The sequence below is a fragment of the Streptomyces sp. 4N124 genome (assembly GCF_052245395.1).
In the GTDB taxonomy this organism is placed as follows: Bacteria; Actinomycetota; Actinomycetes; order Streptomycetales; family Streptomycetaceae; genus Streptomyces.
On the sequence record NZ_JBQQBS010000110.1, the window covers coordinates 1 to 15,650 of the forward strand.

Genomic DNA, 15,650 nt, shown 5'->3' on the forward strand with positions numbered 1-15,650 from the left:
ATCGAGGACGATCCCGAGGCCGCCGCCGAGATCTGCCGGCGGCTCGACGGGCTGCCCCTCGCCATCGAGCTCGCGGCGGCCCGGCTACGGATGTTGACGCCCCGTCAGATCGTGGACCGGCTCGACGACCGCTTCCGGCTGCTCACCTCCGGCAGCCGTACCGTGCTGCCCCGCCAGCAGACCCTGCGTGCCGTCGTCGACTGGTCCTGGGACCTGCTCGACGCGGACGAACGCGACGTCCTGTGCCGGCTGTCGGTGTTCGCGGGCGGCTGCGACCTCGCCGCCGCCGAGGCCGTCTGCGGACCGGCCGCCCTCGACGCGCTCGGCTCCCTCGTCGACAAGTCCCTTGTCGTGGCCGCCCCTTCGGGTGAACTCGGCGAGATGCGCTACCGGCTCCTGGAGACCGTCGCCGAGTACGCGGGCGAACGGCTCGACGAGTCCGGCGGACGCCCCGCCGCCGAGCAGGCGCATCTGACGTACTTCCGCGAACTCGCCCGCACCACCGACGCGTTGCTGCGCGGCCCCGGACAGCGCGCCGCCATCGAACGGCTGGAGCGCGAGTACGAGAACATCCGCACCGCCCTGCGCCACGCTGTCGCCGCCCGCGATGAACAGGAAGCGCTGTGCCTGGTGCTGTCGCTGGGCTGGTACTGGCAGATGCGCGACCTGCGCATCGAGGCCCGCAACTGGTCCCGCGAGGTCAAGGACCTGGGCCCCGACCCCTTCGCCCCGCCCGTGCGCACGGCCGAGCCGCTGTGGGAGCGCTGCACGGACACGGCCCCGCCCTGGACGGGCCTGGTGCTCGACGAGGCGCGGCGCGGCGTCCATCTCGTCCATCTCGCCTGCATGGACACCGAGTTGGACGCCTGGCAGACCCCCGAGGCACAGGAGAAACTGCGGGCCATCGCCGCGACCTACCAGCCCGGGCTGCCGCAGACCTGCCGCAGCCCCGGCATCCTCTGGTTCTTCGCCGTGCTGATGACCGGCGACCTGGACCGGGTGCGCGAGATCGGCGATGCCGCCGTCCGTACCTGCCGGAGCGCGCCCGGCTACGAGTGGGAGCTGGCCGCCTGCCTCCAGATGCGTGCGAACTTGCTCGCCAACCGCGCCGACTGGGCCGGCAGCGCCACCCGCGACGCCGACGAGTCGCTGGAGATCTACCGGCGCCTCGGCGACGCCTGGGGTACCGCGGAAGCGCTCTCCGCCCGCGCCGAGGCCCGCGAACGCGGGGGCGACTACCGCCGTGCCATCGTCGACTACGAGGCTGCCATCGAGCAGGCCGAACGGCTCGGCGCCCGCGGCCACATGGCCGTGCTCCGCGCCCGCCTCGGCAGCGCGCTGCTGGAGTCGGGTGCGGCCGAGCGCGGCGAGCGCATCCTGCGCGACGTCATCGCAGAGCAGAACGGCTCCCACAACGAGGCCATGCCCGCCGCCCGGCTCTTCCTCGCCGGCTGGCTCGGCATGACCGACCGCGTCCCGGAGGCGCGCGAGCACCTCCGGCTGCTGCGCGAGGAGTTCCCCATCGCCCATTTCGTCGTCTTCGATGCCTTCATCCTGGGGGCGGAGGCCTGGCTGGACGCGGTCGACGGCTGTCACGGGGACGCCCTCGACAAGATCCGGCGGGCGCTGGAGCATGCCCGGGACCCGCTGTCCGAGGCCGTCGCGCCGGCGATGCGCTCGGGGCATCTGATCACCGCCGCCGTCGCCCTGGCCGGCCTCGACGGCGGCCGCCGGGCCCGCGACGGCGCCCGCTGCGTCGGCGCCGCGGACGCCCTGCTGCCGCCCCGCCATGTCCCGTCGGCCTTGGAGCGCACCGTGCGTGAGAAGGCCGAGCAGCCGCTCCGGCAGCTGCTCGGCGACGAGGAGTACGAGACGGCGTACGCGGAGGGCGGCGGCCTCTCCCCGGAGGAGGCCGCCGCCCTGGTGTGAGCGCACCTACGGCGAACTCAGTTCTTGGTGCGGAACTTGTGGATCGCCACCGGCGCCATCACCGCCGTGATCGCCACCGACCAGGCAAGCGTCACCCACAGGTCGTGCGCGACCGGGCCGCCCACCATCAGTCCGCGCGACGCGTCCGCGAGCGTGGACAGCGGGTTGTAGTCGGTGAACGCCTCCAGCCAGCCCGGCATCGAGTTCGTCGGCGCGAAGATCGACGAGCCGAACTGCAGCGGGAACAGCACCAGGAAGCCCATCGCCTGCACGGACTGCGCGTTCTTCAGGATCACGCCCAGGGTGAGGAACACCCACATGATCGACGAGGCGAACACCGTGGACAGGCCGACGGCCGCGAACAGACCGGGCCAGTCCTTGATGTCGAAACCGACCAGCACCGCGACGATCATCAGCACCGTCGTCGCGAACAGCATCCGCAGCAGCTCGACCGAGATCTTCGCGAACAGCACCGAGCCGCGCCCGATCGGCAGGGACCGGAAGCGGTCCATGACACCGGAGTTGAAGTCCTGGCTGAAGCCGGTGCCGACGCCCTGCGAGAGCGTCATGCTCATCATCGCGATCATGCCCGGGATGACGTACTGCACATACCCGTCCTGACCGCCGCCCAGCGCCTGCCCGATCGAGCCGCCGAAGACGTACACGAACAGCAGGGTGAAGACGACCGGCATCAGCAGGGCGTCGAACATCGACTCGGGGTCCTGCCGGATCCACAGCAGGTTGCGGCGGACCAGGGCGCCGGTGTGGCGCAGATGGCCACGCAGGGGGATCCGGGCGTCGTCCTTCAGGTCAACGGTGATGGCGCTCATACGGCGACCTCCTCGCGGGCGTCGGTGGGCACGGCGTCCTGCGGGGCGCTCGCGCGGTGGCCGGTCAGGGAGAGGAACACCTCGTCCAGGCTGGGCAGTTCGGTGGTGATGGAGCTGATCGTGATGCCGCGGGCGACGACCGCGCCGGTCACGGCGGTGAGCTGCTCGTCGCTGAGGATCGGCACCAGGACGGTGCCACCTTCGGTGTCGACGGTGGTGGTGGCGAGGCCGGTGATGCCCAGCTCGTCGAGGTCGCGGGCGAGCGGGCGCAGCTGGAGCGGGTCGGCCGGCTTGATCCGCAGGGTGCGGCCGCCGACCTTCGCCTTCAGCTCCTCGATCTCGCCGTTCGCGATGACCTTGCCACGGTCCACGACGGTCAGCTCGGAGGCCAGCTGCTCGGCCTCCTCCATGTACTGGGTGGTCAGCAGGACGGTCACCCCGTCCCCGACCATCGCCTTGACCTCGTCCCACACCTCGTTGCGGGTGCGCGGGTCGAGCCCGGTGGTGGGCTCGTCGAGGAACAGCACCTGCGGGCGGCCGATCATCGAGGCGGCGAGGTCGAGCCGGCGCCGCATACCGCCGGAGTAGGTGTTCGCCGGGCGCTTGGCGGCGTCCGTCAGCGAGAAGCGCTCCAGGAGCGCGTCGGCGCGGGCCCGCGCCTCCTTGCGCGGCAGGTCGAGCAGCCGCCCGATCATGTACAGGTTCTCCCAGCCGGGGAGCTTCTCGTCCACGGAGGCGTACTGCCCCGTGAGCCCGATCACCCGGCGCAGCATCCGGGGCTGCCGCACGACGTCGTACCCGGCGACGGTGGCCTGTCCGGAGTCCGGGGTGATGAGCGTGGACAGAATCCGCACGAGGGTGGTCTTGCCGGCCCCGTTCGGCCCGAGCACACCCATCACGGTGCCCTCACGCACATCCAGGTCGACGCCGTCCAGCGCCTTCGTCTCCCCGTAGTGCTTGACCAACCCCCGCACGCTCACTGCGACTGTGGCGTTCTTGTCGATTCGCGTCATGGCAGTGACAGTGCCAGGGCCCACCGACAAACCACCGACAAGCATCCGACAGCACCGACAACTCCCCGACACGCACCGCAGCCATCAATTGAGGAACCACGACGGCGAGCAACCAGGTCCGCGAGAGCGGCGCCGGTTTAGGCGCAAAAAGGTGACAGCCCGCCGACGGGGGAAGATCGGCGGGCTGCCAGTGGTGCGACGGTGGCTCTAGTGGACGGAGTGCTCCTCCAACGGGAACGTTCCGCCGACGACATCCTCGGCGAACGCCTTCGCCGCGTTGCCCATGACCTCACGCAGGTTGGCGTACTGCTTCACGAACTTCGGCACCCGGCCCCCGGTCAGCCCCAGCATGTCGGTCCAGACGAGGACCTGCGCGTCCGTCTCCGGCCCGGCCCCGATCCCGACGGTCGGGATGTGCAGCGTGCGCGTCACCTCGGCCGCCAGCTCCGCCGGCACCAGCTCCAGCACCACCGCGAACGCCCCGGCGTCCTGCACGGCCTTGGCGTCCCGCAGCAGCTGATGCGCGGCCTCCTCGCCACGCCCCTGCACGCGATACCCCATCGCGTTCACGGACTGCGGCGTCAGCCCGATGTGCGCCATCACCGGAATCCCGGACTCGACCAGCAGCTCGATCTGCCGGTGCGACCGCTCGCCGCCCTCCAGCTTGACCGCCCCGACCCCGGCCTCCTTCACCAGCCGGGTCGCCGAGCGCAGCGCCTGCACCGGACCCTCCTGGTAGGACCCGAAGGGCAGGTCGCCGACGATGAGGGCGCGGGACGTGCCCCGTACGACGGCGGCGGACAGCATGGTCATCTCGTCGAGCGTGACGGGCACGGTCGTGTCGTACCCGAGGTGGCAGTTGCCCGCCGAGTCGCCGACGAGCATGACCGGGATGCCGGCCTCGTCGAAGACGGACGCGGTCATCGCGTCGTACGCGGTGAGCATGGGCCACTTCTCGCCGCGCTCCTTGGCGGCGGCGATGTCGCGAACAGTGATACGTCGCGTGCTCTTGCCCCCGTACAGCGCCTTGCTGCCGTCGGAAGGTGTCTGCTGCGCGGTCTGGGCAGCCGGAAGCTGCGTCATGGCACGGCTCCTTACGTCATCTCGAGGCACCCTGACGGCGTCCCCGGATCCCCTCCATGGTGGCACCTCGTGCCAGAGGACGGCTAGAGGACCCTCGTCACGTAGGAGCCGGCCTTCACGTAAGAGCTGGGTAAAAGATTTATAATACGAGACGGTCTCGTATCGTAAAGGGCCTACGCTCGGCGGCATGACTACCCCTGCCGTCTCCGACAGCCCCCGGATACCGGAAGCCGTCCACCGGCGCCGCTGGGCGATCCTCGGCGTCCTGATGCTGAGCCTCCTGATCGTGGTGCTCGACAACTCCATCCTGAACGTCGCCATCAAGACGATCTCGACCCCCGCGCCGACCGGTCTGGGCGCCACCCAGAGCGAGCTGGAGTGGGCGATCAACTCCTACACCCTGGTCTTCGCCGGCCTGCTGTTCACGGCCGGGCTCCTCGGCGACCGGCTGGGCCGCAAAAAGGTCCTGCTCGGCGGGCTCGTCCTGTTCGGCATCGGCTCCGCCCTCGCCGCCTGGTCCGGCTCGCCCGGCGAGCTGATCACCTTCCGTGCGGTGATGGGCTTCGGTGCCGCGTTCGTCATGCCGGCCACCCTCGCCGTCCTCATGAACGTCTTCGAGCGCGAGGAGCAGCCGAAGGCCATCGGCATCTGGGCGGGCGGCGTCGGTCTCGCCATCGCCATCGGCCCGATCACCGGCGGTGTCCTGCTCGACCACTTCTGGTGGGGCTCGGTCTTCCTCATCAACGTGCCGATCGTGATCCTCGCCGTCGCGCTGATGGTGTGGCTGGTGCCCGACTCCCGCGACCCGAAGCCCGGCCGGATCGACCCGGTCGGCGTGATCCTGTCGGTCATCGGGCTGGTCCTGCTCGTCTACGGCATCATCAAGGGCGGCCAGCTCGCCGACTTCACCGACCCGCAGGTGCTGGCGACGATCGGTGCGGGAGTGGCCGTACTCGTCGGATTCGTGGTGTTCGAGGCGCGCAGCGACCATCCGTCCATCGACGTCAGGTACTTCAAGAACAAGGTCTTCTCGGCCGCGATCGCCGCCATCGCGCTGGTCTTCTTCGCGCTGATGGGCGTGACCTTCTTCTCCGTCTTCTACACCCAGAGCGTGCGCGGCTACTCGCCGCTGCAGACCGGCCTGCTGATGCTGCCGCTGGCCGCCGCCCAGCTGATCTTCGCGCCGCGGGCCCGGCTGATGGTCGACCGGTTCGGGAACAGGGCGACGACCACGGCCGGGATGCTGATCATCGCCGCGATGCTGGCCGCGTTCGCGACGCTGGAGGCGGACACGCCCATCTGGATCCTCGAAGTGATCTTCTTCCTGATGGGCACCGGCATGGCGCACATCATGACCCCGACCAGCGTCGTCATCATGCAGGCCCTGCCCCGCGAGAAGGCCGGCTCCGCCTCCGCCCTCAGCAACACCTTCCGCCAGGTCGGCGGGGCCCTGGGCATCGCGGTCCTCGGCTCGGTCCTGTCGACGGCCTACCGCAACGGCATCGAGGACAAGCTGGGCGCGCTCCCCGCCGACGTACGCCACACCGCGGGCGAGTCCATCGAGGCCACGCTCGGTGTCGCCGCGAAGCTCGGCCCCGAGGGGCAGTCGCTCATCACCCCGGCCAATGACGCCTTCCTGCACGCCATGCACCTCACCGCGCTGTGCGGGGCGGGGGTCGCGGTGATCGGCGCCGTGGTGGTGGGCCTGTTCCTGCCGGGGAGGATGACGGCACGCCAGGAGGGCAAGGAGGAGCAGGAGTTGGTGTCGGCCGAGTAAGGGCCGTACCCGGGAGAGAATCACCTCAGGCCACAGAAGGGACGGACCGACGTGAGCAGCCTCGCCGGCAGCGAACCCAAGCAGGAGGGCCCCGGACGGGGCCGCCCCCGCAGCGAAGCCGCGGAGCGTGCGATTGTGGACGGCGTGGTGAAGCTCCTGGAGGAGGGCGTGCCGCTCGCGGAACTGTCCATCGAGCGCATCGCCCGCACCGCCGGCGTCGGCAAGGCCACCATCTACCGCCGCTGGAGCGGCAAGGAGGCGCTCTTCGTCGACGTCGTACGCACGGCCGAGCCGCCGGATCCCGAACTCCCCGGCACCTCGATGCGCGACGACCTCGTGGCCCTCCTGGAACAGCTGCGCAGGCGTGGGCTGATGACCCGTTCCTCCTTGCTGCTGCACAACGTCTACGCCCAGATGAAGAGCAGCCCGAAGATCTGGGCCGCCTACCACGCGACCGTCGTGGAGCCGCGGCGCCGCCTCCAGATCGAGATCCTGCGGCGGGGGCAGGCCAATGGCGAACTCCGCACGGACATCGACGTCGAGCTGATGAACGACATGTTCGTCGGCCCCATGCTCTTCCGCACCATGATGCGCCGGGACGCCGACCTCCCGGAGGGCATGTCGGAGCAGATCGTCGACGCGGTCCTCGACGGACTACGCCCCGTCAGTTCGCCACCCGCGTAACGCGCATGTGCGTGGTACGTCACAGAGCGCGCTTTCCACGCCCGGCACCGGAACTGCCCGTGCCGACTTGTACGTCCTCGTGCCCGTACGGCCGTCAGAAGACGGCGGGAACGGAGCCGATCATCCCCTAGGGTCTTGTAGAACACGGGGGACGGACGGTGTGCACGGCAGGTAGTGAGGCGACGGTATGGCGCAGCAGGCATACGTGACGGAGACGGACAAGGACGGCTCGGGGCCCGAGTCGCAAAGCTCCCGGTTCCGGCGCCTGCTCGGCAGACTGACCACCGGCTGGCGCGGTGACCCCCGGATCTGGCGCCGCGGCCTCGTCGTCGCCGTCCTGGCGCTGCTGCTCGCCCTGCTGATGGTGCTGCACTCGCGCATCCCCAACGCGGTCGGCAACCTGGGCAGCCTCATCGAGACCTTCCTGCCCTGGCTGGGACTGTCCATCCCGGTGCTGCTCGTGCTGGCGCTGGTCCGGAAGTCGGCGACCGCGCTGATCGCCGTGCTCGTCCCGGCGACCGTATGGCTGAACTTGTTCGGCGGCCTGGTCACCGACAAGACCGGCACCGGCGGCGACCTCACGGTGGCCACGCACAACGTCAACGCCGACAACGCCGACCCGTCCGGCACCGCCCGTGACGTGGCCGCCTCCGGCGCCGACGTGGTGGCCTTGGAGGAGCTGAAGGGGGCGGCGGTGCCGACGTACGAGGACGCGCTGGCGTCGACGTACAAGTACCACTCCGTGGAAGGCACCGTCGGAGTGTGGAGCAAGTACCCGCTCTCCGGTGTCCGGCCCGTCGACATCAAGCTGGGCTGGACGCGCGCCATGCGCGCCACCGTGACCACGCCCGCCGGGCAGGTCGCGGTGTACGTCGCCCACCTCCCGTCGGTGCGGGTGAAGCTGGAGGCCGGGTTCACCGCCCGGCAGCGCGACAAGAGCGCCAACGCCCTCGGTGAGGCCATCGCCCACGAGAAGCTGCCGAGGGTCGTGCTGCTCGGCGACCTCAACGGCACGATGAACGACCGCGCGCTGAACGCCGTCACCGCCCAGATGCGCTCCACACAGGGCGCGGCGGGCAGCGGGTTCGGGTTCAGCTGGCCGGCGTCGTTCCCGATGGCGCGAATCGACCAGATCATGGTGAAGGGCGTCGAGCCCGTGACGTCGTGGACGCTGCCGCAGACCGGGAGCGACCACTTGCCGGTGGCTGCCCGTGTGAAGGTCGACACGTCCTCTTAACCGGGCGGAATACTGGGCCTGAGAGGCTTTGTTCCGCAGTTGAACATAGACTCGCTGTGGAACTCCGCTCTTGAAAGGCACAGGCCCCTTCATGCCCCTGGCCCTACTCGCCCTCGCCGTGGGCGCCTTCGGCATCGGCACCACCGAATTCGTGATGATGGGCCTGCTGCCCGACGTCGCGGACGACCTGCACGTCTCCATCCCCAGCGCCGGCCACCTGGTCTCCGCCTACGCCCTCGGCGTCGTCATCGGCGCCCCGCTGCTCGCCGCGGTCACCGCGCGCATGCCCCGGCGCACGGTGCTGATCGGGCTGATGGCCCTGTTCGTGGCGGGCAACGCGCTCTCCGCGTTCGCCCCCGACTACGACTGGCTGCTCGCCGCCCGCTTCCTCAGCGGGCTGCCGCACGGCGCGTTCTTCGGCGTCGGCGCGGTCGTCGCCACCGGCCTCGCGGCACCCGAGCGCAAGGCACGCGCGGTGTCGCTGATGTTCCTCGGGCTGACCGTCGCCAACATCGCCGGCGTGCCGGTGGCCACGCTCATGGGCCAGTCCCTGGGCTGGCGTTCGACCTTCCTCGGCGTCAGCGTCATCGGCGTCCTGGCCGTCGTCTCCCTGGCACTCCTCGTCCCCCGCGACGGCACGCACGCGCCCAGCGCCGGCCTGCGCGGCGAACTCGCGGCGCTGAAGTCGCTGCCCGTGTGGCTCGCCCTCGGCACGACGGTCGCGGGCTTCGGCGCGCTGTTCGCCGCGTACAGCTACATCACACCGATGCTCACCGACTCCGCCGGGTACGCCGACTCCAGCGTGACCCTGCTGCTCGCCCTGTTCGGCGTCGGCGCGACGGCCGGCAACCTGCTCGGCGGACGCCTGGCGGACCGCTCGATGCGGGGCACGCTCTTCGGCGGGCTGATCTCGCTGGTGGCGGTCCTGGCGCTGTTCCCGGTCCTGATGGGAACGGCGTGGAGCGCACCGATCGCCGTGGTCCTGCTCGGCACGGCCGCCTTCGTCACCAGCTCCCCGCTCCTGCTGATGGTCATGGAGAAGGCGTCCTCGGCCCCGTCGCTGGCGTCCTCCGCCAACCAGGCGGCGTTCAACCTCGCCAACGCCGGGGGAGCGTGGATCGGCGGTCTGGCCCTTGCCGCGGGCTTCGGCGTGACGTCTCCGGCGCTCGCGGGCGCGCTGCTCGCCGTGCTGGGGCTGGGAGTTGCCGGTGTGGCGTACGGCGTGGACCGGCGGCGCGCGCCACAGGCCGGTCGGGAACGGCTGGTTGCGGGTAACGTGCCGCAGCACTCGGAGGCGGTGCGTTCCTGACCGGGCGGGCTTCTCGGGGCGGGCTTCGCTTTCAGGAGCCGGCGGGCTCGATCGGCTCGAGCTCCGGCAGCTCCGGCATCGGAATGTCGGGATACCCCGGGTAACTGCTCTCGGTCACCACGTAGGTGCAGTTGGTGTACGTGTATCCGGGATCGATGCGCATGCCGTCGGCCTGGTTCGTCACGTCCCCCGCGTCCGCGTCGGCGTACTTGACGAGGGTGTGATAGTTGCCGGCGGGCAGGTTGAGCCAGCTGGTCGGGTAGTCGATGCCGCTGTTCTTGCAGGCCGCCGTTTCGGCGCTCGACTCGCTGGAGTACTTGGTGCAGCCGGCGCAGGCCGGGAGGTAGACGCTGCCGGTGACGGGGCCGGTGTAGAGGAACTCGACCGCGGTCGGGGCGTCGTTGCTGATCTCCATGGGCATCCTGGAGCCGCCCGGGCTGCGGGACGGCGGCAGCGTCCGGCCCGCCTGGGGCCGTTCCTCGGCGATCTCCGCGGCGATGGCGATCTGCCGGGCACGCTTGGCGTTCTTGTTGTCCTTGTACTTGTCGGCGAAGTCGCCCAGCGTCACGGCCGCCGCGCCGAACTTGTCGTCCTCGAACTCGTCCACCCCGCAGGCGTAGGCGGCGGACTCCACCGCGCCCGCGGCTTTCGCGCGCAGCCCGTCACCGGGGCTGCCGGCGGGCAGGTCGACGACGGTCTGGCTGATGGCCTGCAACTGTTCGCCGGCCGGGCAGGGGTCGTTGCCCTTCAGGGCCTTGGACCGTTTCGCGATCTCCGCGCTCACGGCCGGTTCGACCTTGGCGGCCTGCGCCGAGTCGGGGAACGTACGCAGGAGGTCGGCCAGCGCGCCGTCGTTCGCATCCGCTTCGGTCACGGCGTTGGAGCCGAGGTTGGTGATGCCGCACTCGTAGAGCGAGGTGGCCAGGGGCTCCTCGGGCCAGTCGGCGAGGGGGCCGAGCCGCTTGCTGCCCATAGTGTCGGGCAGCTTCCACAGATAGCGCAGCGGCTCCAGGGCCTCGCAGTATTCCTTCTCGCGGTACGGCGCGGCGACGGTGTCGTAGAACCGGTCCAGGCGGTCGGGGACGCGCTGGGCCGCCCGGCTGCCGGGGTGGTCGTCGCCGAGCGCACGGTAGGCCTTGAGCGCTCGCTGGTAGTCGTCCTTGCCCTCGGCGAAGCTGGCTTGCTGCGAAGCGGTGGTGACCAGCCGGTCCGTCTCGGCGAGCCGGTCCAGCAGCATCTGCTGGTACGCCTCTTCCCGCGCCGCCTCGTACCCCACCGCCCCACCGGCCGGCACGACGAGCAGCACAAGCCCGAGCCCGGCGGCGACCGTCGACCGCCACGGCAACGTCAGCCGCGCACCGCGCGCCAGCCACGCCCCATGCGCCGCGGCGAGCACCAGCACGAGGCCGTACGCCCACACCACCCCACCCGGCAGCCCGTCGGGGTCCGCGGGCAGCGCGGCCACCAGCAGCATGCCGGACGCGATCCAGCACAGGGCGGCCTGCGGCCAGCGCTGCAGAAGCACATACCCGAGCCCGAGCCCGCTGAGATTGAACAGCCCGGCCGCCGCGACCCGCCACGGGTCCGCGGGCACAGGGTCCTCGGGCTCCTCCGGCAGCGTATAGGTCAACCACGAGGAGGCCGGCGGACCTTCAGGCATCGGGGGGAAGGGCGGGGGAGGGGGCGACGACGGGGGCGGAGGCGACGACGGGGGCTCGGGCGGCGTGAACTCGCCTCCGCTCGACGGCTCTTCGGATCCACCCATACCGACTCACTCCCCCAACTGCCGTACGGACAGGGCGCCTTACGCCTTTGTCTCCATACTGCGGCAGGTGACTGGGGACGGGTCCCGGACGTACGGAACTCTTTCGTTTCTGGCGTCCTGGCGCAGGTCAGAGATCTGTCACCAGGAGTCGATAGCCGACGTCGATGGTGTCGAGTGCGATCAGGTCGGCGTGACGGTCGTGCCAGTGGCCGGTCGCGAGGTCGTCGGTGAGCTGTGCCAGGCCCGGAGCGAGGACGTCTTCTCCGGTCTGGGCGAGCATGGAGATTCCGGCGCGCACCTGTGGGTCGAGGTAGGCGTGGGGGCGGCGCCAATACGCTGCGCCGAACCCGTCCGTGCAGTCGTGCGGGACATGGACGGGCTCCTGATGTGCCCCGCCGAGCAGCGTGGCCAGCCGGTCGGTCGGGATGGCACGGGTGTCGTCGAAGGCGGCGGCCTGTGGGAGGTACTCACGCACGAGCCAGAACCTCTCGCGGAAGATCCGCTGGTCCCAGGTCAGGATGACGATGCGGCGGCGCGCGACCCGGCGGAGTTCTGCGATGCCGGCCGCAAGGTCACTCCAGTGATGGACGGTCAGCAGTGCCATCACGGCGTCGGCAGCGTTGTCACGCACCGGAAGACGTTCGGCGACCGCGCGCACGGCGGGCGCGGACCGGGGTGGGCGCTGGGCGAGCATGATCTGGCTGGGCTCGACGGCGAGAACGGTCTGCGGTGGCTCGTAGGAGCCGGTGCCCGCTCCTACGTTGATCACGTCCGCGGCGTTGCCGAGTGCGGCGTGGATCTGAGCGGCGATCCGCGCATCCGGCTGCCGGGTCCGGCCGTACGTCGCGCCGAGAGTGTCGTAGATGGCCATGCCTTCAGTATGCGAAGGCGAGAAACCTGCTTTGACCTGCGTTACAGAACCGGCAGGGGATGGCGGCACAGACGGCTCCGCTGCCGGTCGATTTCAGCGAGCACGCGGTCCACATGCGGACGCACCTGTGCCTGCAGTGCGTCACTCCAGCTCTCCTCGGAGTAGGAGCAGTTGAGATAGAGCTGTCTTGCGTGCTCGAGGGCGGGGCGGTGCTCGGGCGGGAGCTGGGCGAGAGCCCAGTCGGCGGCGGCGTCCTTGGACTTGATCTGGCCAGTGGCGAGCGTGGTCCAGATGCGGGCGAAGGTCAACAGGACGTTGCGGGTGTCGCTGTCCAGGTCGTCGAGCAGGCCAGGGATACCCGCCACGCTTGCCCGGACCAGGTCGGCCTGCGGAACCGGGTCGAGGACCTCCGCGGGGCGCGGGCCGGTGAGGGGGTGGTCGCCGGTCAACGCCATGGTGATCAGCAGGGCCAGATCGGGCATCGGCTCCGGCCGGGGGACCTTCCCGGCCTCGTACTCGGCGCGTAGCCACTCGCCGTAGAGGAAGTCGCCGGTCGGTGGGTACCGCCACGGCCTGACCTCGGACTGGACGACCACAGTGAGCTCGACCGGGCGGACCTTGTTTCGGGAGCCGGAGATCCTGAGCAGTCCACCGAGGAGTGTCCGTCGGTCCTGCTCGTCCATTCGCCGCCGGGAGACGATCAGCACGTCCACGTCGCTGGCCGGCCTGAGTCCGCCGAGCACGGAGGAGCCGTGGAGGTAGGTGCCGATGGCATCTTGGCCCAGCACACCGCCGACCAGCCCCACGATCTCCTGAACCTGATTCACTGCACCAGCGTCTCCTGTCATCCTCCCGACTGCACCGCATTATCCGAAGCGGCCCAGGCGGTGGACCTCCGCCGGCCGGGCGTGAGCGAGTGGTCGCCGCGCATGTACCCGACCGGCGGGCGCGCCGCACCACTGGGCAGCCACCGCCCCGCCTCCGGTACGGTCACCGCGTCCCACCTCCAGGATCGTTACCGTCCCGCCTCGGGCATGTCGAAGCGGGCAAGGTCACGTAGCCATACCCGCGCCGAGCTGTCGGACGGTGCGCGCCAGTCCCCGCGCGGTGAAAGCGAACCGCCCGCCGAGACCTTCGGCCCATTCGGCATGGCCGAGCGCTTGAACTGCGCGAACGCGAAAAAGCGACGGCAGAACACCTCCAGCCAGCGCCGGATCTCCGGGAGGTCGTACGCCACCCGCTTGGCCTCCGGGAAGTTCGGCGGCCAGGCGCCGGCCTCCGGGTCGTGCCAGGCGTGCCAGGCCAGGAAGGCGATCTTCGACGGCCGGAAGCCGTACCGCAGCACATGGAAGAGCGTGAAGTCGTGCAGCGCGTACGGGCCGATCTTGGACTCTGTGGACTGCATCTCCTCGCCCGGCACCAGCTCCGGGCTGATCTCGGTGTCGAGGATCGCCGCGAGGATCTTGCCCGTCTCCTCGTCGAACTGCCCGCTGCTGATGACCCACCGGATGAGGTGCTGGATCAGCGTCTTCGGAACGCCCGAGTTGACGTTGTAGTGGCTCATCTGGTCGCCCACGCCATACGTCGACCAGCCGAGCGCCAGCTCCGACAGGTCACCGGTCCCGAGCACGATGCCGCCGCGCTGGTTGGCGAGCCGGAACAGGTAGTCGGTGCGCAGTCCGGCCTGCACGTTCTCGAAGGTGATGTCGTACACCGGCTCGCCGGACGCGAACGGGTGGCCCATCTCGTCCAGCATCAGCCGCGCGGTCGGCGTGATGTCCAGCTCGGCCGCGGTGACGCCGATGGCACGCATCAGCGCGTGCGCGTTGTCCTTGGTGTGGGCGCTGGTGGCGAAGCCCGGCAGCGTCCAGGCCAGGATGTCGCTGCGTGGGCGGCCCGCCCGGTCCATCGCACGGGCGGCGACGATCAGCGCGTGCGTGGAGTCGAGGCCGCCGGACACTCCGATGACCACCTTCGGCCCGCCGATCGCCGCCAGCCGCTGCTGGAGGCCCTCGACCTGGATGTTGTACGCCTCGTAGCAGTCCAGGGCGAGGCGATCGGCGTCGGCCGGCACGAACGGGAAGCGCTCCAGGCGACGGCGCAGCCCCAGGTCGGTGAGCGGCGGATCGAGGGTGAATTCGACCGTCCGGAAGTCGGCGGTCCGCGCGCGGTGCGTCCGGCGGTTGTCGTCGAACGTGCCCATCCGCTGCCGCTCCTGCCGCAGCAGGTCGAGATCCACGTCGGCCACCGCGTACTCGTCGCCGAGCGGAAACCGCTCGGTCTCGGCCAGCAGCACGCCGTTCTCGTGGACCATGGCCTGGCCGTCCCAGGACAGGTCGGTGGTCGACTCGCCGAGGCCGGCCGCCGCGTAGACGTACGCGGCGAGGCAGCGGGCGGACGCCGAGCGGCACAGCAGTTTGCGGTCCTCGGCCCGCCCGACCGTGATCGGGCTGCCGGAGAGGTTGACGAGGAGGGTCGCGCCGGCGAGGGCCGCCTCGGCGCTGGGCGGCACCGGCACCCACATGTCCTCGCAGATCTCCGCGTGCAGCACGAGACCCGGGACGTCGTCCGCCGCGAACAGCAGATCCACGCCGAACGGCACGCTCTCGCCGCCGACGCGGATCGACCCGCCGCGCTCGTCGGCGCCGTCGGCGATCTGCCGGCGCTCGTAGAACTCCCGGTAGTTCGGCGGGTACGACTTGGGTACGACCCCGAGGACGCGGCCGCGGTGCACGATCACCGCGCAGTTGTAGACCCGGTTGCGATGGCGCAGCGGGGCGCCGACGACCAGGACCGGCAGCAACTGGGCCGACCCGGCCACCACCTCCCGCAGCGCCTCCTCGACCTGGTCGAGCAGTGCGTCCTGCAGCAGCAGGTCCTCGATGGAGTAGCCGCACAGCACCATCTCCGGGAAGACGGCGACGGCGACACCCTCCTCGGCGCACCGGCGGGCGTGGCGCAGGACCGCTTCGGCGTTGGCGTGCGGGTCCGCGATGACGGTGTGGCCCGTACATGCGGCGACGCGTGCGAAGCCGTGCTGATAGATCGACCAGAAGTTCAAGTCAGGCACGGGCTCAGTGTAATCGTCAGAGCGACGCGATGGGGGTGGGGGGGGGTGGGGGGGAACCCCACCCACACCCACGAATCTGTTC

General features: G+C 70.5%; 12 protein-coding genes. 5 read left to right on the plus strand and 7 right to left on the minus strand.

Features of this window, described 5'->3' with window-relative positions; genetic code table 11:
- The coding region (locus ACTWQO_RS47440; RefSeq protein WP_443243624.1) for an ATP-binding protein at positions 1-1,929 on the plus strand (1,929 nt) is incomplete at its 5' end.
- A 17-nt stretch (positions 1,930-1,946) separates the two neighbouring features.
- On the opposite strand, the gene ACTWQO_RS47445 is transcribed toward ACTWQO_RS47440, so the two are convergent.
- The 3 genes from ACTWQO_RS47445 to panB form a co-directional block, all read right to left on the minus strand.
- On the minus strand, positions 1,947-2,759 hold the full coding sequence (locus tag ACTWQO_RS47445) for an ABC transporter permease (protein ID WP_443243625.1): 813 nt from the start codon (positions 2,757-2,759) through the stop codon (positions 1,947-1,949).
- Entirely contained in the window at positions 2,756-3,772 is a 1,017-nt protein-coding gene (locus ACTWQO_RS47450; RefSeq protein WP_443243626.1) for an ATP-binding cassette domain-containing protein, read from the minus strand. Before ACTWQO_RS47450 ends, ACTWQO_RS47445 begins: the two co-directional genes overlap by 4 nt.
- Positions 3,773-3,979: 207 nt before the next feature.
- Positions 3,980-4,855: a 3-methyl-2-oxobutanoate hydroxymethyltransferase gene (gene panB, locus ACTWQO_RS47455; RefSeq protein WP_443243627.1), complete on the minus strand. Its 876-nt coding sequence runs from the start codon at positions 4,853-4,855 to the stop codon at positions 3,980-3,982.
- Between the two features lie 187 nt (positions 4,856-5,042).
- On the opposite strand from panB, the gene ACTWQO_RS47460 reads away from it, so the two are divergent.
- The 4 genes from ACTWQO_RS47460 to ACTWQO_RS47475 all read left to right on the plus strand — a co-directional run bounded on the left by ACTWQO_RS47460 (position 5,043) and on the right by ACTWQO_RS47475 (position 9,862).
- Positions 5,043-6,632 (plus strand): DHA2 family efflux MFS transporter permease subunit, encoded by a 1,590-nt coding sequence (locus ACTWQO_RS47460; protein WP_443243628.1) that lies wholly within the window; start codon positions 5,043-5,045, stop codon positions 6,630-6,632.
- A 51-nt stretch (positions 6,633-6,683) separates the two neighbouring features.
- A complete protein-coding gene (locus ACTWQO_RS47465) occupies positions 6,684-7,316 on the plus strand; it encodes a TetR/AcrR family transcriptional regulator (protein ID WP_443243629.1) in 633 nt (210 codons plus the stop codon).
- 187 nt (positions 7,317-7,503) lie between these two features.
- Complete coding sequence (locus tag ACTWQO_RS47470) at positions 7,504-8,553, plus strand: endonuclease/exonuclease/phosphatase family protein (protein WP_443243630.1); 1,050 nt, start codon at positions 7,504-7,506, stop codon at positions 8,551-8,553.
- Positions 8,554-8,644: 91 nt separating this feature from the next.
- Positions 8,645-9,862 (plus strand): MFS transporter, encoded by a 1,218-nt coding sequence (locus ACTWQO_RS47475; RefSeq protein WP_443243631.1) that lies wholly within the window; start codon positions 8,645-8,647, stop codon positions 9,860-9,862.
- Between the two features lie 31 nt (positions 9,863-9,893).
- On the opposite strand, the gene ACTWQO_RS47480 is transcribed toward ACTWQO_RS47475, so the two are convergent.
- The 4 genes from ACTWQO_RS47480 to ACTWQO_RS47495 all read right to left on the minus strand — a co-directional run bounded on the left by ACTWQO_RS47480 (position 9,894) and on the right by ACTWQO_RS47495 (position 15,559).
- A complete protein-coding gene (locus ACTWQO_RS47480) occupies positions 9,894-11,456 on the minus strand; it encodes a hypothetical protein (protein ID WP_443243632.1) in 1,563 nt (520 codons plus the stop codon).
- 298 nt (positions 11,457-11,754) lie between these two features.
- Positions 11,755-12,498, minus strand: coding sequence for a class I SAM-dependent methyltransferase (locus ACTWQO_RS47485; RefSeq protein WP_443243633.1), 744 nt, complete (start codon positions 12,496-12,498; stop codon positions 11,755-11,757).
- A 41-nt stretch (positions 12,499-12,539) separates the two neighbouring features.
- A complete protein-coding gene (locus ACTWQO_RS47490; RefSeq protein ID WP_443243634.1) occupies positions 12,540-13,325 on the minus strand; it encodes an aminoglycoside adenylyltransferase family protein in 786 nt (261 codons plus the stop codon).
- A 188-nt stretch (positions 13,326-13,513) separates the two neighbouring features.
- A complete protein-coding gene (locus ACTWQO_RS47495) occupies positions 13,514-15,559 on the minus strand; it encodes an NAD(+) synthase (RefSeq protein WP_443243635.1) in 2,046 nt (681 codons plus the stop codon).
- Positions 15,560-15,650 lie beyond the last annotated feature (91 nt).

What these genes read in the sequence shown, in the direction of transcription:
- ACTWQO_RS47445 (WP_443243625.1), bottom strand. Translation starts at nt 2,759, where the DNA reads ATGAGCGCCATCACCGTTGACCTGAAGGACGACGCCCGGATCCCCCTG.
- ACTWQO_RS47450 (WP_443243626.1), bottom strand. Translation starts at nt 3,772, where the DNA reads ATGACGCGAATCGACAAGAACGCCACAGTCGCAGTGAGCGTGCGGGGG.
- panB (WP_443243627.1), bottom strand. Translation starts at nt 4,855, where the DNA reads ATGACGCAGCTTCCGGCTGCCCAGACCGCGCAGCAGACACCTTCCGAC.
- ACTWQO_RS47460 (WP_443243628.1), top strand. Translation starts at nt 5,043, where the DNA reads ATGACTACCCCTGCCGTCTCCGACAGCCCCCGGATACCGGAAGCCGTC.
- ACTWQO_RS47470 (WP_443243630.1), top strand. Translation starts at nt 7,504, where the DNA reads ATGGCGCAGCAGGCATACGTGACGGAGACGGACAAGGACGGCTCGGGG.
- ACTWQO_RS47475 (WP_443243631.1), top strand. Translation starts at nt 8,645, where the DNA reads ATGCCCCTGGCCCTACTCGCCCTCGCCGTGGGCGCCTTCGGCATCGGC.
- ACTWQO_RS47485 (WP_443243633.1), bottom strand. Translation starts at nt 12,498, where the DNA reads ATGGCCATCTACGACACTCTCGGCGCGACGTACGGCCGGACCCGGCAG.